This window comes from Rhodococcus sp. MSC1_016, assembly GCF_023667485.2.
Classification (GTDB): Bacteria; Actinomycetota; Actinomycetes; order Mycobacteriales; family Mycobacteriaceae; genus Rhodococcus_F; species Rhodococcus_F oxybenzonivorans.
On the sequence record NZ_JAMOZI020000001.1, the window covers coordinates 643,416 to 665,000 of the forward strand.

20 protein-coding genes are annotated in these 21,585 nt (G+C 63.8%); 3 read left to right on the forward strand and 17 right to left on the reverse strand.

Annotation, left to right across the window (positions count from 1 at the left end):
* Positions 1–60 precede the first annotated feature (60 nt).
* A complete protein-coding gene (locus L1080_RS02875; RefSeq protein ID WP_250771604.1) occupies positions 61–1,095 on the forward strand; it encodes an AraC family transcriptional regulator in 1,035 nt (344 codons plus the stop codon).
* A gap of 59 nt (positions 1,096–1,154) precedes the next feature.
* On the opposite strand, the gene L1080_RS02880 is transcribed toward L1080_RS02875, so the two are convergent.
* From L1080_RS02880 to L1080_RS02925, 10 genes are all read right to left on the reverse strand, one after another.
* Positions 1,155–1,886 carry a TetR/AcrR family transcriptional regulator gene (locus L1080_RS02880; protein ID WP_250771601.1) on the reverse strand — a complete coding sequence of 244 codons (732 nt, stop codon included), beginning with the start codon at positions 1,884–1,886 and terminating at the stop codon, positions 1,155–1,157.
* 105 nt (positions 1,887–1,991) lie between these two features.
* The gene (locus tag L1080_RS02885) at positions 1,992–5,306 is read right to left on the reverse strand and encodes a protein kinase domain-containing protein (protein WP_250771598.1); all 3,315 of its coding nucleotides are present in this window, start codon (positions 5,304–5,306) and stop codon (positions 1,992–1,994) included.
* A 230-nt stretch (positions 5,307–5,536) separates the two neighbouring features.
* Positions 5,537–6,082: a hypothetical protein gene (locus L1080_RS02890; protein WP_250771595.1), complete on the reverse strand. Its 546-nt coding sequence runs from the start codon at positions 6,080–6,082 to the stop codon at positions 5,537–5,539.
* A gap of 37 nt (positions 6,083–6,119) precedes the next feature.
* Entirely contained in the window at positions 6,120–6,782 is a 663-nt protein-coding gene (locus L1080_RS02895; RefSeq protein WP_250771592.1) for a hypothetical protein, read from the reverse strand.
* Positions 6,782–7,288, reverse strand: coding sequence for a hypothetical protein (locus tag L1080_RS02900; protein WP_250771590.1), 507 nt, complete (start codon positions 7,286–7,288; stop codon positions 6,782–6,784). Before L1080_RS02900 ends, L1080_RS02895 begins: the two co-directional genes overlap by 1 nt.
* 209 nt (positions 7,289–7,497) lie before the next feature.
* Positions 7,498–8,031: a hypothetical protein gene (locus L1080_RS02905; protein ID WP_250771587.1), complete on the reverse strand. Its 534-nt coding sequence runs from the start codon at positions 8,029–8,031 to the stop codon at positions 7,498–7,500.
* Positions 8,032–8,038: 7 nt separating this feature from the next.
* Positions 8,039–8,680, reverse strand: a complete 642-nt coding sequence (locus L1080_RS02910) for a hypothetical protein (protein ID WP_250771584.1) — start codon at positions 8,678–8,680, stop codon at positions 8,039–8,041.
* 155 nt (positions 8,681–8,835) lie between these two features.
* Positions 8,836–9,735: an MBL fold metallo-hydrolase gene (locus L1080_RS02915; RefSeq protein ID WP_459030279.1), complete on the reverse strand. Its 900-nt coding sequence runs from the start codon at positions 9,733–9,735 to the stop codon at positions 8,836–8,838.
* Between the two features lie 192 nt (positions 9,736–9,927).
* Positions 9,928–10,833, reverse strand: coding sequence for an alpha/beta hydrolase (locus L1080_RS02920; RefSeq protein ID WP_159925144.1), 906 nt, complete (start codon positions 10,831–10,833; stop codon positions 9,928–9,930).
* Between the two features lie 161 nt (positions 10,834–10,994).
* Positions 10,995–11,540, reverse strand: a complete 546-nt coding sequence (locus tag L1080_RS02925) for a PadR family transcriptional regulator (protein WP_159925145.1) — start codon at positions 11,538–11,540, stop codon at positions 10,995–10,997.
* Positions 11,541–11,684: 144 nt separating this feature from the next.
* Between L1080_RS02925 and L1080_RS02930 the strand changes: the two genes are divergently transcribed.
* A complete protein-coding gene (locus tag L1080_RS02930) occupies positions 11,685–13,706 on the forward strand; it encodes an NADPH-dependent 2,4-dienoyl-CoA reductase (RefSeq protein WP_250778049.1) in 2,022 nt (673 codons plus the stop codon).
* Between the two features lie 118 nt (positions 13,707–13,824).
* On the opposite strand, the gene L1080_RS02935 is transcribed toward L1080_RS02930, so the two are convergent.
* From L1080_RS02935 to L1080_RS02955, 5 genes are all read right to left on the reverse strand, one after another.
* Positions 13,825–14,814 carry an LLM class flavin-dependent oxidoreductase gene (locus L1080_RS02935; protein WP_250778047.1) on the reverse strand — a complete coding sequence of 330 codons (990 nt, stop codon included), beginning with the start codon at positions 14,812–14,814 and terminating at the stop codon, positions 13,825–13,827.
* A 37-nt stretch (positions 14,815–14,851) separates the two neighbouring features.
* Positions 14,852–16,324 (reverse strand): class I adenylate-forming enzyme family protein, encoded by a 1,473-nt coding sequence (locus tag L1080_RS02940; protein ID WP_250778045.1) that lies wholly within the window; start codon positions 16,322–16,324, stop codon positions 14,852–14,854.
* Positions 16,325–16,389: 65 nt separating this feature from the next.
* Positions 16,390–17,289: an MBL fold metallo-hydrolase gene (locus tag L1080_RS02945; protein ID WP_459030283.1), complete on the reverse strand. Its 900-nt coding sequence runs from the start codon at positions 17,287–17,289 to the stop codon at positions 16,390–16,392.
* Positions 17,290–17,335: 46 nt separating this feature from the next.
* A complete protein-coding gene (locus L1080_RS02950; RefSeq protein WP_459030285.1) occupies positions 17,336–18,127 on the reverse strand; it encodes an alpha/beta hydrolase in 792 nt (263 codons plus the stop codon).
* A 297-nt stretch (positions 18,128–18,424) separates the two neighbouring features.
* Positions 18,425–19,210, reverse strand: coding sequence for a crotonase/enoyl-CoA hydratase family protein (locus L1080_RS02955; RefSeq protein ID WP_250776429.1), 786 nt, complete (start codon positions 19,208–19,210; stop codon positions 18,425–18,427).
* Between the two features lie 401 nt (positions 19,211–19,611).
* Between L1080_RS02955 and L1080_RS02960 the strand changes: the two genes are divergently transcribed.
* Entirely contained in the window at positions 19,612–20,595 is a 984-nt protein-coding gene (locus L1080_RS02960; RefSeq protein ID WP_250776428.1) for a zinc-dependent alcohol dehydrogenase family protein, read from the forward strand.
* Positions 20,596–20,658: 63 nt separating this feature from the next.
* On the opposite strand, the gene L1080_RS02965 is transcribed toward L1080_RS02960, so the two are convergent.
* Together L1080_RS02965 and L1080_RS02970 are read right to left on the reverse strand one after the other, a co-directional pair.
* Positions 20,659–21,060, reverse strand: a complete 402-nt coding sequence (locus L1080_RS02965) for an enoyl-CoA hydratase/isomerase family protein (protein ID WP_250776427.1) — start codon at positions 21,058–21,060, stop codon at positions 20,659–20,661.
* On the reverse strand, positions 20,976–21,584 hold the full coding sequence (locus tag L1080_RS02970; protein ID WP_459030288.1) for an enoyl-CoA hydratase/isomerase family protein: 609 nt from the start codon (positions 21,582–21,584) through the stop codon (positions 20,976–20,978). Before L1080_RS02970 ends, L1080_RS02965 begins: the two co-directional genes overlap by 85 nt.
* Position 21,585: the final 1 nt, after the last annotated feature.

Consider the following 21,585-nt stretch of genomic DNA (forward strand, 5'->3'; position numbering starts at 1 on the left):
GCTGCCGAAGAACGCTGGACGGACCGACCTCCTCGTTCGAGGCCGCTGAAGCACAGCGTCATGAAAGACGGCTCGGTCCCCATGCTCGACCTCCGCCAGGTCGAGCGTCGGGATCGCCGGTCGGCTTGGGAGAACGCGATGGCGGGGCGGCTCGTGCCGATGGGAATCGATATTTCGGCCGACGCAGAGGGTGAAGGCCACGGATTACTGCGATCCCTCGATCTCAGCGACATCAAAGTCACTGAGTGGGATTGCCCCGCACTGAAAGTGAGTCGCACGAAGCGATTGATCGAAACGTCGGACACCGAGGTGCTGATGCTGCTCACAGCATCCTCCGGTACTCAACACTTCGAACTGCAATCGGGTTCCGCTCGCATCGAACCTGGAACCGGCCTCATCTCGACGGGTCGAGTGGCGTACAACTCCACCGTATCGCCCGGCCTCCGGAAACGCAGTGTGATCATCCCCCTGTCCGCACTGGCGTCATACGACACCGGCGGTTCGATCCCCGATTGTGTGATGCTCGATCAATCCCGCCCGCTGGCGCGGGTCCTGATCAGTTTCGTAGAAAGCATGGGTTCGCACGTGTCGTCCATGGACGCCGCAGACGCAGAGGCGGCCCGAGAGGCGCTGCTCACGCTGGTGGCCGGGGTGATCCGGAGCAGCACCCGTGCGGCCTGCGACGGTCCTACGCTCCTGCCGGCCCTCCGATCACAGCTCGATCAGTGGATCAAGCAGCACCTTCGGACCGGCCCGATCCGCGTCGCTGACATGGCCAGAGCGTTCAACGTCTCGAGCCGCACGGTGCATCGCGCCTTCTCCCTCACGGGCGACACCGTCGGGTCGGTTGTACGCATGCAGAGACTCGCCAGCGCACGCCGCGACGTGGTCGCCACTGACATTCCGATCGGGTCCATTGCCCACCGCTGGGGGTTTTACGACGCAAGCCATTTCGGTCGCGAGTTCCGAAAGTTCCTGTCGATGTCGCCCAGCGACTATCGGGAGTGCTACGGCATTGCCAGTGTCGAGATGCAGGCGGAAACGGACACCCTGAACCCGTACTCTGCGTCGACAATTGATGACTTGGCCAGCTGAATCGGACCGGAGCGGCAAGCACTGTACGCTCACGCACTTGATCACGGTTCTGCGGTTAATTACCCTCTCGCCTGTGGATCCGCGGCGCTGCGGTCCGACTCGCGCGAATGCGCGCGGAGTGCATTCACCAGCGATGACTGTGCCGACTCCGCGGTATCGCCCAGTCCCACCAGCAAGTTCACCATGGTCGGTTGCAGGACCTGGTCGACCGGATCGGGGAACTGGGCGAAGTGACCGCCCAACTCCAGGGTGACGAATCCGTGCACGCAGCTCCAAAGCTGCGTGGCGATCACTTCCGGATTCTCGCCGCCGCGGATGCGACCGCTTCCTACGAATCGGGCACATCGGCCGACCAGAAGCGAATACGCCGTCCCAAACGCCTCGGACTGGGCAGCGGCACCCGAGCGGGCTGGTCTGAGCTGACGGTATCCACGGCGCGTCGCGAGGCCGAACATCAGGTCATAGAGATGCGGATTGGCCTGGGCCAGCTGTCGGCAGGCCAACGCAATACCGAAGAGATCCGCGGCGGGATCGTCGCTGTCGGGTACCGACTCGAAGGCAAGGGCGAGATCGCGGAAGCCTCTGTCGACTACGGCCTGAAGCAGCTCAGGCAGGCCCCCGAGATGGTAATAGACGGACATCGTCGACACCTGCGCCGCTTCAGCGACCGACCGCGCTTTGATCTCGGATGGGCCCGCCTCTGCGAGCAGAGTCGTCGCCGCGTCGACCAGCCGCTCGATGATCTGTTCGGACGTCAACCGAACAGTGGCCTCCTTGTCGGGGCTCGGCATCCGCGTCCACCTTCCCCAGTTCGCATCGCCCCGTATGAGGGGCCTGGGAACGAGGTTACAAGAAGCTGCGCGCGGCGTGCTGGCCAGACGGCGTCGCCGTACCGGTCAGCCGCGCTTGTCCTGCGCGTGCTCCAGGACCCAACCCGCGATCTGTGTTCGTGAGGTGAACCCGAGCTTGGTCAGAATGTGTTCCACATGGCCCTGCGCGGTGCGCGGCGATATCACCAGCTTGGCGGCGATGGCCTTGTTGGTGAGGCCCTGCGCTACCAGCTCCGCGACCTCTCGCTCCCGCTTGGTCAGGCCCGTCGCACTGCTACCGGCGGGCTGTGTCGTGGCCTCGGTGCGCTCGCCGAGGGCGTAGGCGACCGCTCCCTCGAATCCCATGACCGCACCCTCCCTTCTGGCCGCCTCGAATGCGCGCTCACCCAGTGAGGTGCGAGTGAGCCGTTCGCAATCCTCGTGGCGTACGAGCAAGGTGGGGAACAGCACCGAGGTGCTTCCCAGAGCACGGCCCAGCGCCTCTGCTGCCCCCATCAGGATGGCGGCGCGTCGTGCGTGGTCCTCGGTGCCGGCGATCCACGCCAGAGCCTCCAGGGTCATCGAGGCAGTGAATGGATCGTCCACCAACCGGCTCAGCCGCAAGCACTGTTCTAGCAGTTCCGCCGCCTGACCGCGATCGCCCTGCTGCAAGGCCGCCACTCCCAGCGCCCACAGGGAGTACGACCGGTACACCGATTCACCGTGTGATTCTGTGATGCCGAGAACCTGTTGATGGCAGCCGACCGCCCGGGGCACATCTCCCTGCAATTCGTACACCAGCCCGAGCATCATCAGGCCCCATACTCGCGACGACAGGTCGCCGCGGGCGCCGAACACCTCCAGCGCTTCCTCCATACGCGTGCAGGCGTGGGGAAGGTCGCCGCTGACGAGTCCAAGAAGACCGTCTGCATGGGTGATGCGAGCGCGCAACAGCGGGTCGGTTACCTGGGGGATCAGAGCCTGCGCTTCGTCCACCAGGGCCCTCGAGGCCGGAAGGTCACCCTGAACGCCCGCGAACACGCTGGCGGCGTACAGCGCCCCTACTCGTGAAGCGGTCGGTTGCTCGGAGTAATGCGCCAGGGCGCGGTCGAGCCAGTGCCGTCCCTCCCGGAACAGTCCGCGGGAGAGCCAGAACGGGAACAGGGCCGCCGCTATCCGGAGACCGTCCTCAGCGCCGGTACCGGGTTCCTCCGCCAGGCAGAATTCCATCGCCTCACGCAAATTCGACTGTTCCCTCTCGAGCCGCGCTATCCACTCCAGCTGCTGCGGACTGATCCACTCGGCCTCCACCTGCAACACCAAACGCTGATACCAAACGCGGTGCCGTCGTCGCAATATCGAATGGATACCGGTCTGCTCGGCCTTTTCCTTGCCGTAGTCGCGCAGGGTCTCGAGCATCCGGAACCGCACCGCCGAGCCGGCGTCTTCCCGGATCAGGATCGACTTGTCGACCAATGCCGTCACTGTGTCGAGCAACTCCTCGGGGGTCAGGTCCTCCCCGCAGATCGCCTCGGCAGCATCCAGTTCGAAACTTCCCGCGAAGACCGACAGCTCGGCCCACAGCTGCTGTTCCCGAGGCGTACAGAGCTCATGACTCCAGTCGATGGACAGCCGCAGGGTCTGCTGGCGTGTCGGTGCACCGCGATTGCCGAGAGTCAGCAGCGTGTACCGGTCGGTCAGCCGCTGCAGGATTTGCTCGGGCGACATCGCGCGCAACCGTGCCGCCGCCAGCTCGATCGGCAACGGTAGGCCGTCGAGTTGGTGGCAGATTCGGACCACCGCCATCCGGTTGTCGTCGGTGAGTTCGAATCCGGGCACGGCGGCCGCGGCGCGCTGTACGAATAACGCCACCGCGTCGTACCCGGTCAGCGCCCGCAGCGAGGGCTCGTGGTCTGGGGCCGGGACCCTCAGCGGGGGAACTCGCAGCACCGCCTCCCCGCCGATACCCAAGGGTTCGCGGCTCGTGGCCAAGATCCGCAGCTGCGGACAGGTGCGCAACAGCATCTCGGCGGATGCCGCGACGGCCTCCACCACCTGTTCGCAGTTGTCCAGTACAAGCAAAAGGTGCCTGGAGGCGAGGAACTCCGCCACGACGTCGTCGAGCTGTCGCGCGGGCTGATCCCGCAGCCCCAGGGCCGCGGCAACCGTGTCCGTCAGGAGTGACCCATCCCGCAACTCGCCCAGTTCGACCAACCAGACTCCGTCACCGAACCTCCGCCGGACATCGGCAGCCAGCCGAAGCGCCAGACGCGTTTTCCCGACACCACCGATCCCGGTCAACGTCACCAGACGAGCGGACGACAGCAGCTGTTTCGCCTCGGTCGACTCATGGCGGCGGCCCACGAAGCTGGTGAGCTCGAGCGGCAGATTACTCACCGGAGTCCTCACGGCGGGTGCCATCGATGGAGTAGGTGGTGGAGTCGCCGTGGACCTCGGGCGGGCGCGCGCCGGATCCGGATCGCGTCGGCGGGCGTCCGGTTCGCCGGACAGGGCCATCTCGTCGACGGGGAAGCCATGGTGGAGCTGGACCCGCCGCAGTTCGTCGCCGAAGTCGGCGGCGGTGGCAGGACGCTGCCGCGGATCGGCGGCCATGGCGCGGTCGACTATCTCCGATACGTCTTCGGGAACGCCGTGCTCGCGCAGGTCCGGAACCGGTTGGGTCGTGATTCGGAGGAAGTGAGCGACCACATGCTCACCGCTGTGGCGCTCGAACGCGGCGTGACCGGTGACGGCGCAGAACACCGTCGCACCGAGACCGTAGATATCGGAGGCTTCAGTCGGCGGTTCGCCGCTCAGCACCTCGGGCGCGGTGAAGGCCGGTGACCCGGTCACGGTGCCGGTGGCGGTCTCGAATCCGCCGGCGATATGGGCGATGCCGAAATCGGTGAGCGCCGGCTCCCCGTAGTCGGTGAGCAGGATGTTCCCGGGTTTGAGGTCCCTGTGCAGGACCCCGAGGCGGTGTGCAGTCTCGAGCGCACCGGCCATCTTCACCCCGAGCGTGAGTGCTTCCTCCAACGGCAGTGGGCCGTCGCGGCGTATCCGGACGTCGAGCGAATCCTGCGAGTGGTAGGGCATCACGATGTAGGGGCGACCGCTGTCGGTGGCACCGACGTGGAGTGCGCTCACAATGTGAGGATGTCCGGTGAGGCGGCCCATCGCCCGCTGTTCGCGGAAGAACCGAACCCTGTTCTCCTCGTCGAGGTCCGCAGCAAGGACCTTCACCGCCACAGTGCGGTCCAGCGCCGGTTGCACGCAGCGGTAGACGACACCAAATCCGCCCCGGCCGATTTCGTGGGCGTCCTCGAATCCCTCAGCGCTCAACTCCGCCGTGACCGTGTGGGCCACGCCGCGCTGGGTCTCGAGCGGATCACCTGCGGCCATCGGAGTGTCCTCACCGTCTCCCCGCAGAGCGAGAACAGGACCTGGACGATCCCATCCTCGATGAGGCAACTTGCCTCATCTCGAGGAGAACGTGACTTCAGGATATCGCCGCTTGGCAGGCAAATGGATTGTGATCGAGCATCGGGGGCAACGAACGGGCATCCACGATGCCAGGTCGTCGTCGAGGTCACCGCAGCCCACAGGGTGACCCCACGGTGATCTCATTTCTGTCAGTTGCCGACTTTCGGCAGTAGCAACGCGACGCGTAATTTCTGGTCGATCGTCTGCGACAGCGTGAGCGTCTCATCCAGTTTCTGGCCGAGAGCCTGCGCATTGACGTTCGCATCATCCAGGGATGCCGCTATCCCGCCGAGCGGCACAACGGCCGCACCGGCCTCTCCGCCTGCCCCCCGACCGGCAGAAATTGTGCCCGCCAAAGGGGCATCAGCCTCGGTCAGCGTGGTACCGAGGGTGCCGAGTTGGTCACCGAGAGTGCCCAGCACCTGATTCGCCCGGGTGAGGGAATCGATGACGCCGACCACCTCCGGCAGCCCTTGCCGCGCCGCCTCGGCTGCGGGTGGCAATTGATGCGCCCCGTCGAGCGCGGCATCGGTCGTCGCGTCGAGCTCCTGCGCCTGCACGACACCGTTTTTGAACGTGTCGTTCGTGATGCCCAGGTCTCTCGTGAGGATCAACAAGCCGCTCAACACCGCAATGGTGAATGCCAAGGTGATCGCCCAGGACAACCGAAATCTTTTCTGCATGTGCATCTGCATGTTCACTCCGTCGAACGAAAAAAGGGTATCCGGATGCTCAGGGAAGAGGCAGCGGCGGTAACGGTGGTGCCTCGAAACCCAAGGACGGGATACCGAGACTGTTGAACGGAGGGCCTACCACTGCGAGGAGCGGACCGAACTCCCGAACATGCGCAGCTTCTTCCTGGATCGTCGCCAGCGTCGAGGCGATCCCCGACATCTTCGGGCCGAGTGCGAGAAGAGTGAGTTGCATTGTGGTCAAACCGTCGTGGATTCCCTGCAGCTCGGTCGCGACGGAACCGACCGCCGTCGACAGTCCGTCGACGGTGGCGCCGGCCTCGTCGGAACGCGCGGTAACGTTCGTCACCACGTTCGGCAATGGCGCCGAGATGTCCGCGACCTTCGATGCATTGCCCCTCAAAGTCGCTGACAACGGCGACAGTTCGACACTCCGGCCGACCAACACGGCCAGGTCGTTAGACATGGGTCCGAGAACCTGGATGTCCGCTGCCAGCCGCGCGTGCTTCGGTTCCAGTTCGACGGTCAGTTCGTCGAGTCGTTGGGCCGAATCGATAATCTGCACGCTCAAGGCCGACGGCCGACCGAGAGGGTCGCTGATATCACGGAACGTGGGAAAGAAGCCGTTGATTGCGCACAAGCCGATGGCGGGCGCCACACCGAGTACCAGCACAACCGCGGCGAAAGTTCGACTGCCCACCATTACTTTCCTCCCGTCGGGGCGGGAATCAGATTTCCCTGCGCCGGAAGCGGCGCGAGTTTGACCGTCGTACGCTCGAGTTCGGCGTTGAGCTGATCGGCCAGTTGCAGTGCAGCCAGAAGCCGATCGTTCACCTTGACCACCGCCACGTCCGCGTCGGCGGAGATGGCGTGTAGCGATCCGGCCGCGCCTTGAAGCGACGAGGAAATGCCATGGAGCTGGTGGGCGATAGTGACGTCGTTGTGACCGGCAGCAACCAACGTATGCATGTCGGGCAGCATTGCGGCCAGCAGATCAACGTCCACGGCCGTCGCCGAATTGAGTTCGGCAAGAACTGTTCTGAGGTCTGCAAGCTCGCTCCGCACACGGGCCGGAGCGGCCAGATCGGCCCGCTCGTCGAAGTACTGATTGGCTTGCCCGAAGTTGTCCACGATGGCGCGGGTGCTTTGCCGAACCGCCAGCCCCTCGGAAATTGCGTTCAGCACGAGCACGAGCAGCACGGCAGACATGACCGCCGCTAGTCGGCCCAGCCATTCGGTGGCAATCGAGTACCTGGTGACAGGGCGAGTGACCGCGAACCCCTCTGATTGCGGACCAGCCGAGGGCAACACGGCACTTCGAGGTGCGGTCAGGTTGGGAGGACCATTCGGGCTTCGGTCTTTACGTCGCATGTCACGTCCAGTCGGTCGAGAGGCAGGGGTGGCGGGCCGGTCGGTATTCAGCCCGGCAATGGAAGCATCTGATTGATCGTCGCCGCGGATTGAACCGCACTCTGTAAGTCGGCGATCAATCCCTCGATCACCGCCAACAAATCTTTGCCCTGCTGACCGAACGCCTGAGCGGAGTCCACCAGGGGAAGGATGACGTTGTGGACCTCACCGAGAATGTGCGCGATCACGGCAAGTTGCTCATTGGTAATCTGGGCGCCTCGAGCGGTGCTCGACAGAGAGCCGGCAACCGGCGTGATGGCGTGATGCAGTTCCGCCAGGAGTGGCCCTAACGCCCTGATGGATTCGAGCGCCGACTCCGCAGTCCCGGTCAGCTGAGTCAGTTCTCCGAGCTCCGTGGTGAGCTGATCGTTGACATCGAGGAAGCTCTCGGAAATGCCGACACTGGTCGCGTTGACTCGTTGCTGGCTCTCCAGGCTCCTGTTCAGGTTGAAGATCACGATGGAAAACAGGCCGAGTACGGCGACTGCTACCAGTGCGAGAACCGTTCTGGCCGGTCCACCAGGTCGTCCGAAGAACACCATCAGTTACTTACCTTCCGGACAGATCGGCGGCTGCGGACTCCACGGAAAGACGGGTGTCGTGCACCTGGTCGGCCGTCACACGCACGTCGTCCAGGATGGCCGACATCGTCGCGCGATTATCCGACAAGGCCGTGGCTGCACCGTTCGCCGGTGCCTGCAATGCGCCGACGCGAGTGCTGAGGGATTCGAGTGAACCGACCAGATCGGCGACGTCGACGCCGGTATGGTCGAGAATTTCCTGTAGATCTACCGAAATTGTTCCGACGAGGGTGCTGAGCTCAACCGACACCGCTTCGCCCATGCCGAGAACATCGGTCAGGCACTCACGCACCCTGTCCAGTGCCGCGAAGGCACTCACTGTCACGCGCTCGTGCTCGACGAGCCGAGTCAGGGACGGGTTGTAGCGGTCTGCCGCTTCGACAGATTGTTGCAGGCGCCCAGGCGTTGCGGTGAGATCGTAGATTCTCGGACCGAGATAGAAAACGCCGAGTGGGATCAATACCAATACCGCTACAGCACGCCCGATCCGGGTACTGCGGGAAACTTCAGGTCCGGACGACACCGATCGAAGCACGGAGGTGTCGACCCCCACTTCGGGCTCCGCGCCATGGTGCACGAGGGCGCCGAGCCTGTGCGAGAGGGCCGCCATCATGACACCACCGGCACAGGCGCGGCCAGGTTGTCGCTGTCGTTGAGCGTGACGGAATGGTTGGGGGTGATGGCGGGTGACATTGGTCCTCCTGGGTCGTGTGGATCCTGAAGAAGGGCACTCTGACCCCGGGTCGGGGTGTGGTGTTTGTGTTATTACGCGCCGTCGCGGGCGGCGATCGCGTTGATGGCGGAGAATTGCAGGGTCCAGAGGTTGGCGTGGTTGGGGTATTTCGCGGACATGGTGGCGACGAGGTCGTCGGCGTCTTTCGCGGTGGGGAAGGCGGTGATGAAGTCTTGGATGTAGGAACGGGTTTGGGCGATCATGGTCTCGACGGCGTAGTCGTCGCCGTCGGGCCTGCGGTGTCCGCAGACGATCATCTTCGGCTGAAGCTTTTCCACGACATCGACGGTGTCGAGCCAGTCCTGCCATTCGGCGGGGGTGGACAGGCCGAGCATCGGGTAGATCTCGTTGTAGATGGAGTCACCGGCGATGACGGTGTCGATCTCGGGGATGTGCACGATGGTCGTGGGGTGGACGTCGGCCTGCTTCACCTCGATGATGTTCAGTGGGGAGCCGTCGACATACAGGGTGTGACCTTCGAGGGGTTCCGGAAGCGGTCCGGCTGGGATGCAGGCGTCGCCGAACAGTAAATTCCACTGCATGGTCTGAATGTCCATGGTTTCTTTCATGGACTCGATCACGTGGGGCAATGCCACGCATTTGACGTCGGGGAATCGTTCCTTGAGGGGTCCGATGCCGAGGTAGTGGTCTTGGTGGTCGTGGGTGATGTAGATGGTGGTGAGTTTCTTGCCGGTCCGCTCGATCAGGTCGCCGAGGTCCTGGACGTCGTCTTTGAGGTAGAGGGCGTCGATGAGGACGATTTCGGTTGCGCCGCTGATCAGGATGGCGGTGGTGGGGGAGAAGGTGCCGTCCGGGATGCCGGGGAATTCCGCGGCGGGGACGTTGGGCCAGCGGCTGACGAAGACGGTGGCGCGGATGGGGACCGTGGGGGCGTGGGTGGGGGCCGTGGAAGTGGTGGTGTCGGTGGTCATGAGGGGTACCTCCGGTTGCAATGGGCGATCAGTGGCCACGGTGGTGGGCAGCGTCGACACTTCACGGTAGAAAGGTGCGGTTGCCGGTGGATAGAACCAACGCGCCCGGTGGTGGTACCGAAGCGACACGTCGTTACCGATCCCCGGACGCAGCCGTAGCTTCCAGACTGGCGCCTGGAAGCCACGGGTCGTTCAGGCGCGTAGGTGGGTGACGAAGTGGTCGCGTGCGGCGGTGGAGACCTGGTCGAAGCCGGGGCCGGTGTAGAAGTCGAAGTGTCCGCCCTGTGTGACGAGGAGTTGTTTGGGTTCGCGGGCGCGTTCGTAGGCGTCGAGTGCGAGTGCGTAGGGGGTGGAGGTGTCTTCGTTGGCGACGATCATCAGCAGTGGGGTGGGGGAGATCTGGGTGATGAAGCTGCCGGGGTCGTATTCGGAGGCCAGTTCCAGGCTGCGGGCGGTCATTTCGTTTTTCCAGTTCGGGGCGCGGAGCGCCGCCGTTTTGGTGAACCATTCGTAGGCGTCGGTTTGGGGCATCGCGGCCTGCCCCATCGGGTCGGGGGAGACGGCGGGGAGCATCGCGGGTGCGCCGTCGTGGAATCGGTTGGCGCGGTCGGCGGCGAGGTTGTCGCGGACGTGGAGGAGGAAGTCTCCGCGTAGCAGTCGGACCAGGGTTTCCGGTCCCGAGACGAAGGGTACCTGGGCGACGACTGCCTTGACTCGTTTGTCGATCGCGGCGACCATCAGCGCGTGTCCGCCGGCGAAGCTGGTGCCCCAGACTCCGACCCGGTTTCCGTCGACCTCGGGGCGGGCGATGGCGTAGCTGATCGCGTTGCGGATGTCGCGGTACTGCAGGACGGGGTCGAGTTCTTGGCGGGGGGTTCCGTCGCTGTCGCCGAAGTTCTGGTGGTCGTAGGCGATTGCGTTGAGGCCGGCTTCGGCGAAGACGTTGGCGTAGTCGTCGAGGTGCATTTCTTTCACGCCGGACATGCCGTGCACGAGGATGATGACCGGTGCCGGGGTGGTGGTGTTCTGTGCCGGGTAGAACCAGCCGCGGAGGGTGACGTCGCCTTCACCCTTGAATTCGATGTCTTCGCGATTCATGTGCTTTTCCTCTTCACGCCGGGTTGTGTGTCGGACACTGCCAACCTAGGAACCGGCGAGCGGGCACCGATAGAACGAGCGCGCCCTCTAGTGGTACCGGTGCGCCAACATCAGTGCAGAAGCGGGCAACCGATCCGCGGCGTCGATCAGGACGTACGCTGCTACCCCTCGGCCCGATCGGCCGCACATTGCTTCGCCGCCTTCGTGCACCATTCGGTCCAGGACAGTTCACTGTCGATGCCTGCCTGCAGGATCAGGTGCTGGAGTCGTTGTCGGCGAGACGTCAAGGGACCTTTGAAGTCCCGATCCTCTATATCGCGGTACGTCTGGAGAAGGGACCGGTGATAGTCCAAATGCTGGTGGATGTCGTCCGTCAGGTCGACGTCGCCCAGAACGGCGGCGGCGCGCATGCGCACGAGGAGCGGATCTCTGAGGGGCACCGGCTCTTGCCTGGTGTCCACCCATTCTCGTAGATATCGCACGCCTGTTTCGGTGATCTCGTATGTGCGAGGTGCGCCCCTGCCTTTGACCTGGCTCGCATGCGGCTGGATGAGACCGTCACCGGTCATGTTGCCGAGTTCACGATAAATCTGCTGGTGGGTCGCATGCCAGAAGTAGCCGATGGACGAGTCGAAGCGTCGCGTCAGCTCCTTGCCCGTGGCAGGGCGCTCCACGAGCGCCGTCAGGATCGCGCACCTCAGCGACATCGATTGCGACCTCCGTTGATTTTCGTGTGACGTATGGCGCTGCCAACTTTACTCATGCGGCCTCACACCACTTGTGCAACAAGTTGCACAAAAGCTAGTCTTCGCAGCGAGACAGCACATAGCCGCTAGCAAAGGACGAGATAGATGACCGCCTTCCGCAGACTGTTCGAACCGCTGCAGGTGGGGCCGTCGACCCTGCCGAATCGGGTAGTGATGGGTTCGATGCACCTGGGCTTGGAAGAAGTCGAAGGCGGATTCGAGACGATGGCGGAGTTCTACGCCGAGCGTGCACGGGGCGGTGTCGGGCTCATCGTCACCGGCGGCGTGTCTCCGAACCATGCCGGCAGGCCGTTCGAGGTGGGCGCGACCATGTCCACCACCGACGACGTACGGCGGCACCAGCTGGTGACACGGTCGGTGCACGACGCGGGCAGTCGAATCATATTGCAGCTACTGCATTTCGGTCGCTATGCCAAGCATCCCGATCTCGTGGCGCCGAGTTCCGTGCGAGCGCCGATCAATCGTTTCGTTCCGCGCGAGATGGACCCGGTCGAGATCGAAGAGACCATCGACGACTTCGCAGCGGCGGCTGTGCTGGCGCAGAACGCGGGTTACGACGGTGTCGAGATCATGGGATCCGAGGGCTATCTGATCAACGAATTCCTCGCGCCCCGTACCAATCACCGCCTCGACGAATGGGGCGGGGACTTCGACAACAGGGCAAGGTTCGCCCTCGAGATCGTGCGCCGCACCCGCCGATCGGTCGGCGAAGACTTTCTGATCTCATTCCGGATTTCCGTCACCGATTTGGTTCCGGACGGTTCCACCTTCACCGAAACGATCGAACTGGCGCGGCGACTCGAGCAGGCCGGGGTGTCGATTCTGAGCACCGGCGTCGGTTGGCACGAATCGAGTATCCCGACGATCGCGTCACCGGTGCCTGCGGGAGCGTTCCGAGACTACTCGGCGAAGATTCGCGCGGCTGTGACTGTTCCGGTCGTCGCGAGCAACCGGATCAACACTCCCGAACTCGCGGAGGCCATCTTGGCCAGCGGTTCTGCGGACCTGGTATCGATGGCGCGTCCGCTGCTGGCTGACCCGGACTTCGTGAACAAGGCGCGCACCGGGAGGGCACACCGCATCAACACCTGCATCGCCTGCAATCAGGCGTGCATCGATCATACGTTGGCCGAAAAGACGACGACCTGCCTGGTAAATCCCCGTGCAGGTCACGAGCTCACGCTGCTGGTCACCCCGCCGAAGGTTGGCAAACGCGTCGGCGTGGTGGGGGCCGGGCCTGCGGGGATGGCATTCAGCGCTTTCGCTGCCCGGCGGGGCCACGAGGTGACCCTGTTCGAAAGTCGTCCCACGCTCGGCGGGCAGTTCGATCTGGCCTGGCGTATCCCGGGTAAGTCGGAGTACCGGGAGACGATCAGATATTACGAGGGTGAACTCGAGGAAGCGGGTGTCTCGGTCCGGCTGAAGACACAGGCTGATGCCGAACTGTTAGTGTCCGAGAATTTCGACGAAATCGTCCTCGCGACGGGAGTAAAGCCACGCGACATCTCGATCGCCGGATCGTCGCATCCGTCGGTGGTCAGCTATGTCGATGTTCTTCGCGGAAGGGCACCGGTCGGTGACCGAGTCGCCATCGTCGGTGCCGGCGGCATCGGTTTCGATATCGCCGCGTTCGTTACCAACGAGGAATCGTCCGATACCGACGCACGCGACGACTTCTTCCAGCACTGGGGAGTGGACGTCGATCCGGATGTTCCGGGCGGAGTGCGGGCACCGGTGAAACGGGGAGCCGCACGCAGGGTCTATTTGCTTCAGCGGAAGACCGACAAGGTGGGTGCGGGCCTCGGGTTGACCACTGGCTGGATCCACCGGGCACACGTTGCGTCTCGCGGAGTCGAGATGATGTCGGGGGTTACTTACGAGGCCGTCGACGACGCCGGTCTGCACATCACCGTGAATGGTCGCGCCACCACGCTGGAGGTGGACACGGTCATCGTGTGTGCCGGACAATTGCCCGAGCGTGACATCTACGACGAGTTGCTGATCCGCGGGATACCGACACACCTCATCGGGGGAGCGTCGGTCGCTGCGGAACTGGACGCCAAACGCGCCATTCGGGAGGGCGCGGAATTGGCCGCCAGCATCTGATCGCCGGCGGCTCCTCACCGAATGAGGGAGGAGCGGTCCGTCTGGTCGGCGAACCGCTCCTCCGGTTGGTCGTTGCAGGGTCTCCGGTTCAGCGGTGCACCACTCAACGATCCACAGCTCAGCTCGCTTTCACCTTGGGCATGATCTCCTCGGTCAGACGTTTGAGGTCGTCCATGGTCTTCGAGGTCGGCACGTCCCTGAACGGTGGCCACAGAAGCGGCATTGTGAGGCCGGCCTCCTTGTAGCTCTTGAGCCGATCCTCGATTTGTTGAGCCGTACCCGCAAGCAAGTTCGTGGCCTTGCCCGCCGGGCTTTGATCGACCGGCTCATCGGTGATGACGAACCAGATCATGCTGCACATGTCGAAGCCGTCAGGGAAGTCCCGGCCGAGTAAGTCCAACTCGCGCTTCATCTCACCCTTCCAACGCTTGATGTCTTCGGGTGAGTCCTGGATACCGATCCATCCCTGTAGACCGTACTTCGCGATCCGCTTTGCCGAGCGCTTCGGATCCTTGAGACCTGAGAAGTAGATCGGCGGGCCAGGTTTCTGGATCGGCTTGTGACCGAATCCTGATAGCGGGAAGTCGGCGAATTCGCCGTGGTACTCGAACAACTCGTTGGACCAGATGCCCTGCATGATTTCGATCGTCTCGCGCACGTGCCCGTGTCGGCGGGGAAACAGGTGCGGGACGCTGGCGGCCGCGAACTCCTCGGGCATCCAGCCCGCCCCGACCCCGACGTTGAGCCTGCCATTCGACAGGTGGTCCTGGGTGGCGAGTTCTGCGGCGAGGACACCGGGGGAACGGTACGGGGTGTCGATGATGCTCATGCCGATCCGCACCTTCCGGGTCTTCGCGGCCAGCCATGGGATCAGAGTCATTCCTTGAAACCACTTGCCTCGCGAGATGACCGGCACGCTATTGGGCAGGTCGGTCATCATGCCGAACGGGTATTGAAGCTCCGCCCGGTCGGAGGTTTCGGGGACGACAATTCGGTCGAGCGTCCACACCGAATCGAAGTCGAGGTCCTCGGCGAGGGCGGTGAGGTCTTCGAGCTCTTGCAGCGTCACGTGGTCGCGGAAGTTCGGAAGGTAGAGAGCTAGCTTCATCGATCGGGCTCCTCACAATGTTGGTGGCGACGCTCCGTCAACTACCACTGTGGGCTGTGCTGACTTCGGCGTGCGTGTTTCGTAGGGTGGGTTTGTCGATTTTGCCGACGGCGTTTTTGGGGATGGCTTTGATGATGTAGGCAGTGGGTCGTTTGTAGCCGGTGAGATGTTGTTCGCAGAGTGTGGTCAGTGCTGTGGTGTCGATGGTGGCACCTGGTCGCGGTTGGACGTAGGCGACGACGATCTCGCCCCATTTCTCGTCGGGGACACCGATAACGGCGGCTTCGAGGACCGAGGGATCTGTGGTCAGGACATCTTCGATTTCTTTGGGGTAGATGTTCTCTCCGCCGCGGATGATCATGTCCTTCGACCGGCCGACGAGAACGAGGTAGCCGTCGGGGTCGAAGTGGCCGACGTCGCCGGTGTGGAGCCAGCCGTCGACGAGGGTGCGTGCTGTTTCTTCGGGGCGGCCGAGGTAGCCGCGCATGATGTTGGGGCCGCGGACGATGACCTCACCGTCCTGGCCGGTGGCGAGTTCGGTGCCGTTGTCGTCGACGATGCGAATTTCCTGGCCTATGAGGGGGAGTCCTACGCTGCCGGCGCGGCGGGGACCGTGGACAGGATTGCAGGTGGAGACACAGGTACCTTCGGAGAGTCCGTAGCCCTCGATGAGCGGGAATCCGTAGCGGGTTTCGAACCGGGTCAGCAATACGTCTGAGGCGGGTGCGGCTCCGCAGGCCCCGAATCGCAACGACGAGGTGTCGGGGACGAGTTCCGGGGGGAGCGCGGCGAGCATGTTGTAGATCGTGGGTACCGCGCTGAAGTAGGTGGGGCGTTCACGTTCGACGAGGTCGAAGAAGGTTTTGGGGTCGAACCGGCCGACGATGACGGCGCTGCCGCCAGCGAGCAATGGGGAGAGGATGCTGACAATGATGCCGTTGACGTGAAAGAGCGGCAGGATCAGCAGGGAACGGTCCGTTGGCTCCAGCGCCAGTGCCACGCCCATCATTTCGGCCATGGCCTCGATGTTGCTGTGGTCGAGCATGACGCCCTTGGGTGTGCCGGTCGTGCCGCTGGTGTAGACGAGTAGCGACAGGGCGGTCGGGTCCAGGATCGGTGCTGGATCGAACCCCGCAGGGTCGGTGTAGAGGGCTTCGGCGGAGAGAGTCGGGGTGTCCGGTGTGGTCGAGCCGTCCTCGATGACCAGCAGGCGCGCGTGGGAATCGCGTAGTTGGCGTTCGACTTCGATGTCGGTCATGCTGGGATTGACCGGTGTGACGGTGGCGCCGATCCGCCAGGCCGCGAAGAGGAGCACTACGAACTCGAGGCGGTTGGTCAGTTTCACGGCGACGACATCGCCGGCACCGATCCCGAGGTCGTGCAGGTGATGTGCAGCCGCCCGTACGCGAATGAGCAGCTCGGCGTTGGTGAGCGACTGCCGCCCGTCGGAGATCGCCGGCCCGTGCGGGTCCAGATCGGCGCGGTGGTCGGGCAGGGAAGCGAAATGCATGGCGTACCTATCGGGTCGGGGCGCGGTGGGAAGTCGATGGGCGTGGGGGTGTGGTGTTTGTGTTATTACGCGCCGTCGCGGGCGGCGATCGCGTTGATGGCGGAGAATTGCAGGGTCCAGAGGTTGGCGTGGTTGGGGTATTTCGCGGACATGGTGGCGACGAGGTCGTCGGCGTCTTTCGCGGTGGGGAAGGCGGTGATGAAGTCTTGGATGTAGGAACGGGTTTGGGCGATCATGGTGTCGACGGCGTAGTCGTCGCCGTCGGGCCTGCGGTGTCCGCAGACGATCATCTTCGGCTGAAGCTTTTCCACGACATCGACGGTGTCGAGCCAGTCCTGCCATTCGGCGGGGGTGGACAGGCCGAGCATCGGGTAGATCTCGTTGTAGATGGAGTCACCGGCGATGACGGTGTCGATCTCGGGGATGTGCACGATGGTCGTGGGGTGGACGTCGGCCTGCTTCACCTCGATGATGTTCAGTGGGGAGCCGTCGACATACAGGGTGTGACCTTCGAGGGGTTCCGGAAGCGGTCCGGCTGGGATGCAGGCGTCGCCGAACAGTAAATTCCACTGCATGGTCTGAATGTCCATGGTTTCTTTCATGGACTCGATCACGTGGGGCAATGCCACGCATTTGACGTCGGGGAATCGTTCCTTGAGGGGTCCGATGCCGAGGTAGTGGTCTTGGTGGTCGTGGGTGATGTAGATGGTGGTGAGTTTCTTGCCGGTCCGCTCGATCAGGTCGCCGAGGTCCTGGACGTCGTCTTTGAGGTAGAGGGCGTCGATGAGGACGATTTCGGTTGCGCCGCTGATCAGGATGGCGGTGGTGGGGGAGAAGGTGCCGTCCGGGATGCCGGGGAATTCCGCGGCGGGGACGTTGGGCCAGCGGCTGACGAAGACGGTGGCGCGGATGGGGACCGTGGGGGCGTGGGTGGGGGCCGTGGAAGTGGTGGTGTCGGTAGTCATGAGGGGTACCTCCGGTTGCGGTGGGCGGTTGGAAGCTGCGGGTCGTTCAGGCGCGTAGGTGGGTGACGAAGTGGTCGCGTGCGGCGGTGGAGACCTGGTCGAAGCCGGGGCCGGTGTAGAAGTCGAAGTGTCCGCCCTGTGTGACGAGGAGTTGTTTGGGTTCGCGGGCGCGTTCGTAGGCGTCGAGTGCGAGTGCGTAGGGGGTGGAGGTGTCTTCGTTGGCGACGATCATCAGCAGTGGGGTGGGGGAGATCTGGGTGATGAAGCTGTCGGGGTCGTATTCGGAGGCCAGTTCCAGGCTGCGGGCGGTCATTTCGTTTTTCCAGTTCGGGGCGCGGAGCGCCGCCGTTTTGGTGAACCATTCGTAGGCGTCGGTTTGGGGCATCGCGGCCTGCCCCATCGGGTCGGGGGAGACGGCGGGGAGCATCGCGGGTGCGCCGTCGTGGAATCGGTTGGCGCGGTCGGCGGCGAGGTTGTCGCGGACGTGGAGGAGGAAGTCTCCGCGTAGCAGTCGGACCAGGGTTTCCGGTCCCGAGACGAAGGGTACCTGGGCGACGACTGCCTTGACTCGTTTGTCGATCGCGGCGACCATCAGCGCGTGTCCGCCGGCGAAGCTGGTGCCCCAGACTCCGACCCGGTTTCCGTCGACCTCGGGGCGGGCGATGGCGTAGCTGATCGCGTTGCGGATGTCGCGGTACTGCAGGACGGGGTCGAGTTCTTGGCGAGGGGTTCCGTCGCTGTCGCCGAAGTTCTGGTGGTCGTAGGCGATTGCGTTGAGGCCGGCTTCGGCGAAGACGTTGGCGTAGTCGTCGAGGTGCATTTCTTTCACGCCGGACATGCCGTGCACGAGGATGATGACCGGTGCCGGGGTGGTGGTGTTCTGTGCCGGGTAGAACCAGCCGCGGAGGGTGACGTCGCCTTCACCCTTGATTCGATGTCTTCGCGATTCATGTGCTTTTCCTCTTCACGCCGGGTTGTGTGTCGGACACTGCCAACCTAGGAACCGGCGAGCGGGCACCGATAGAACGAGCGCGCCCTTCACTGGTACCGGTGCGCCAACCCGCAGGCGCCGGCGAACAGTGCGCCGATTTCCTTATGTCGAGGTCCAATGGATTTCGGTTAATTCGCGCTGCGACTACTTGCCCTGAAAGTTGGCCTGGCGGCGCTCGATGAACGACTGGATTCCCTCTTGGAAGTCGTGACTGTCGAAGACGGCGCCCTTCACGTCGTCGATCGCGGCGATGGCGGCGGTCTCGCCCTGTTCGATGTATTTCAGGGCGGACGCCTTGGTGGCTCGAACGCCGAGCGGGGCATTGGCGCAGATCTCACGCGCCAGTTCGATTCCGCGCTCGATATGCTGGCCGAAAGGCACGACTTCTTGGACGAAGCCGAGCTCGAGGGCGCGCTGGGCGTCGAACTTGTCAGCCCGGAGCAGGTGGTACATCGCATTACCCCAGCCGGTCCGGGTCAGGTAACGGAAATGGGCACCGCCAAGGGGTGCGAGGCCGCGGGCGACCTCGAGCTGCTGGAACTGCGCGGTATCGGCGGCAACGACAATGTCGGCGGCGAGCATCATCTCGATGCCGACAGTCAAGGTGAGGCCCTGAACCACGGCCACGATCGGCTTGGTTGCGCGCCGCCCCAGAGCGAACGGATCGACCAGAGTCGGGTCGATGTCCGCGTCTGCTTCCGGGCCGAAGAACTTGGGCATGTCCAAGCCTGCGGTGGTGTTCTTACCGGCGGAGCGGAACACCGCAACCCACAAGGATTCGTCCTCGTCGAATGTGGTCAGATGGTCGGCGAGCTGGCGCATCATGTCCGGCGTGTAGGAGTTCAACTTGGACTCGTTCTCGACCGTGATGATCGCGATGTTGCCGTCCCTCTCGAGGGTGACCTCGCCGGGCGTGTGCTCTTGGCTCATGAAATGGCTCCTTGTCCATGGTGAGTTCGCGCCGGCCACGTGGAGGCGGCGACTAGACTGGATCGTCTAGTCGTTGGCGTCAAATGTCAACAGCGCACACGTCGACGCGATGGCGCCCGCTTCGCGGGCTTCCCGGCGTGACCGTTCGTCATTGCATACTGGCGGTGGCGCATCCATACCAGGGCGCGGCGCACTCGTCCTATGAGCCGCCGGTCGCGCATTCGTAGGTTTGTGCTCGTCCCACACCTCGCGACCCGCGCCGGACATCCAAAGATCGGGAAATCGGTCATGAAACCGGCGACGCCCGAACTGTGCCGGGACCCGTTCCGTCTCCTGCTTTCAGGGGAGGGAATGGGAGACAGGATCTCTCGAATCGAGCTGACCATCAACCGGAGGTCACGATGAAGAAGTTGCACATGCGGGCATTCGGGAAGCCGAGCACGGCTTCGGAGCTGATCGAGTCGAAGACTCCCGAACCCGGAGCAGGACAGGTGCTCGTCGCGATGGAAGCCGCCCCGATCAACCCATCCGACGTGCTTCTCATCAGGGGACTCTATGGGCATCGCCCGACCCTGCCCGCAGCCCTGGGAACCGAAGGCGTCGGTCGAATCGTCGCCGTTGGCCCTGCCGTCGATCCTGCCCGCATCGGCGAGCGGGTCCTGATCATTCCTACCCTGAAGCACGCCACGTGGCAGGACCAGATCGCGATCGACGAGGATGACGCCATCGTGGTCGATCCGGCGGCCGATGTCCTGCAGCTGGCGATGCTCGGCGTCAACCCTGTGACGGCCGACCTCCTGCTCCGTCGCTTCGTCGATGTCCCGTCGGGTGGATGGGTCGGACAGACCGGCGGTAATTCTGCTGTGGGCCGCTACGTCATCACCCTGGCCAAGCACGCCGGTTACCGCACTCTCAATGTAGTGCGCCGCCCCGAAGTCGCCGCGGAGCTGCTGGAGTTGGGTGCCGACGCAATCGTCGTCAGTGGACCGGATCTCGGTGTGCAATTGAAGAAGGCGCTCGGGGACGAGCGGATCTCACTTCTGCTGGACGCGACAGCCGGGGACGTGGTCGCGGAACTCGCTCCTTGGCTCGTCCATGGGGGCACCCTCGTCAGCTACGGAGGAATGAGCGGCGCCCCGGTCGTCGTCCGACCGGGCGACCTCATCTTCCGCGATCTTCACGTCCGGGGCTTCTGGCAGAAGGGCTGGCTCGACACAGCGCCTCTCGAGGAGTTCACCGCCGCCTATGCCAGGCTCGCCGCCCTCGTCACCGACGGCACCTTGCGGGTCCCCATCGCGGCCACCTACCCGCTCGAGAAGTATCAGGACGCCCTGATCCATGCCACCCAGGCCGACCGCGTCGGCAAGGTGCTCTTCGCGTGGTGACGGTAATGCGGCGAATTATGGTGATCCACTGTTCGAACACGACAGATGTGTCGGGATATCGGTTCAGAACCCTCGGTCGGAGCCGTCCGCCGTAGCGCTGCGCGCGCGCAGCAAACGCGTCTGGGCCGCAGCTTCGAGCTGCCGCTGATGCTCGACATGGACGACCTCGGCCGACTGCACCAGCTGCTTGACCTCTCGCGCGGCGGCGGTGTCTGCCTGCAGGAGAGTGTGAGCCATGGCCCGAGTTTCGCTTTCGAGATCGTTGACAGGCACCACGCTGTGTGCGAGGCCTAGTGAGAGCGCCTCCGCGGCAACAATATTGCGTGCAGTGACACAAATTTCGAGCGCGCGGCCGTATCCAACTTGCCGGACCAGGGGTGTCAGCCCGTCAGGTCGGGCACCAGGCCGAGTGCGACCTCCTTCATGCAGAATGTTGCGTCGTCGGCCACCACCCGGAGATCGCACGCGAGTGCGAGTTGGAAGCCGGCACCGACTGCGTGTCCCTGGACGGCGGCGATCGAGATGAAGTTCGAGTTACGCAGGAACAGGAAGCCGTCTTGATATTCACGTATGGTGCGCGCGACGGTCATGTCGGTACCGTCGAGTAGGCCGGAAATGGTCTCGCCGTCGGCAGCCTCGTGCGGCGAGGCAGGGTCTTTCAGCATCGATCGATCCAAACCGGCCGAAAAACTACGCCCTTCAGCGCGAACGATGACAACGCGGATGTCAGTCGGCATTGTCTGCCCCAATGCGGCGAGTGCTCGCCACATTGCCGGGCTCTGTGTATTGCGTCGTTCAGGTCTGCACAGCGTGATTTCGGCTATCGGTCCGCTCTGTGTGAATCGGAGGCCTGCCGACTGCAACTCGGCCTCGGTCGGGCCTGCCATCGAAAGATGTTTCACTCCAGTCATCTTCGCTTCTCCCTGTTCGGTACGCACTGTGGGTGCTCGGCTTGCAGTCCGGGCGGAGTGAGCGGACCCAACGATCATC

What these genes read in the sequence shown, in the direction of transcription:
- L1080_RS02875 (WP_250771604.1), top strand. Translation starts at nt 61, where the DNA reads ATGAAAGACGGCTCGGTCCCCATGCTCGACCTCCGCCAGGTCGAGCGT.
- L1080_RS02880 (WP_250771601.1), bottom strand. Translation starts at nt 1,886, where the DNA reads ATGCCGAGCCCCGACAAGGAGGCCACTGTTCGGTTGACGTCCGAACAG.
- L1080_RS02885 (WP_250771598.1), bottom strand. Translation starts at nt 5,306, where the DNA reads ATGGCCGCAGGTGATCCGCTCGAGACCCAGCGCGGCGTGGCCCACACG.
- L1080_RS02890 (WP_250771595.1), bottom strand. Translation starts at nt 6,082, where the DNA reads ATGCAGATGCACATGCAGAAAAGATTTCGGTTGTCCTGGGCGATCACC.
- L1080_RS02895 (WP_250771592.1), bottom strand. Translation starts at nt 6,782, where the DNA reads ATGGTGGGCAGTCGAACTTTCGCCGCGGTTGTGCTGGTACTCGGTGTG.
- L1080_RS02900 (WP_250771590.1), bottom strand. Translation starts at nt 7,288, where the DNA reads ATGTCTGCCGTGCTGCTCGTGCTCGTGCTGAACGCAATTTCCGAGGGG.
- L1080_RS02905 (WP_250771587.1), bottom strand. Translation starts at nt 8,031, where the DNA reads ATGGTGTTCTTCGGACGACCTGGTGGACCGGCCAGAACGGTTCTCGCA.
- L1080_RS02910 (WP_250771584.1), bottom strand. Translation starts at nt 8,680, where the DNA reads ATGGCGGCCCTCTCGCACAGGCTCGGCGCCCTCGTGCACCATGGCGCG.
- L1080_RS02915 (WP_459030279.1), bottom strand. Translation starts at nt 9,735, where the DNA reads ATGACCACCGACACCACCACTTCCACGGCCCCCACCCACGCCCCCACG.
- L1080_RS02920 (WP_159925144.1), bottom strand. Translation starts at nt 10,833, where the DNA reads ATGAATCGCGAAGACATCGAATTCAAGGGTGAAGGCGACGTCACCCTC.
- L1080_RS02925 (WP_159925145.1), bottom strand. Translation starts at nt 11,540, where the DNA reads ATGTCGCTGAGGTGCGCGATCCTGACGGCGCTCGTGGAGCGCCCTGCC.
- L1080_RS02930 (WP_250778049.1), top strand. Translation starts at nt 11,685, where the DNA reads ATGACCGCCTTCCGCAGACTGTTCGAACCGCTGCAGGTGGGGCCGTCG.
- L1080_RS02935 (WP_250778047.1), bottom strand. Translation starts at nt 14,814, where the DNA reads ATGAAGCTAGCTCTCTACCTTCCGAACTTCCGCGACCACGTGACGCTG.
- L1080_RS02940 (WP_250778045.1), bottom strand. Translation starts at nt 16,324, where the DNA reads ATGCATTTCGCTTCCCTGCCCGACCACCGCGCCGATCTGGACCCGCAC.
- L1080_RS02945 (WP_459030283.1), bottom strand. Translation starts at nt 17,289, where the DNA reads ATGACTACCGACACCACCACTTCCACGGCCCCCACCCACGCCCCCACG.
- L1080_RS02950 (WP_459030285.1), bottom strand. Translation starts at nt 18,127, where the DNA reads ATGTCCGGCGTGAAAGAAATGCACCTCGACGACTACGCCAACGTCTTC.
- L1080_RS02955 (WP_250776429.1), bottom strand. Translation starts at nt 19,210, where the DNA reads ATGAGCCAAGAGCACACGCCCGGCGAGGTCACCCTCGAGAGGGACGGC.
- L1080_RS02960 (WP_250776428.1), top strand. Translation starts at nt 19,612, where the DNA reads ATGAAGAAGTTGCACATGCGGGCATTCGGGAAGCCGAGCACGGCTTCG.
- L1080_RS02970 (WP_459030288.1), bottom strand. Translation starts at nt 21,584, where the DNA reads ATGATCGTTGGGTCCGCTCACTCCGCCCGGACTGCAAGCCGAGCACCC.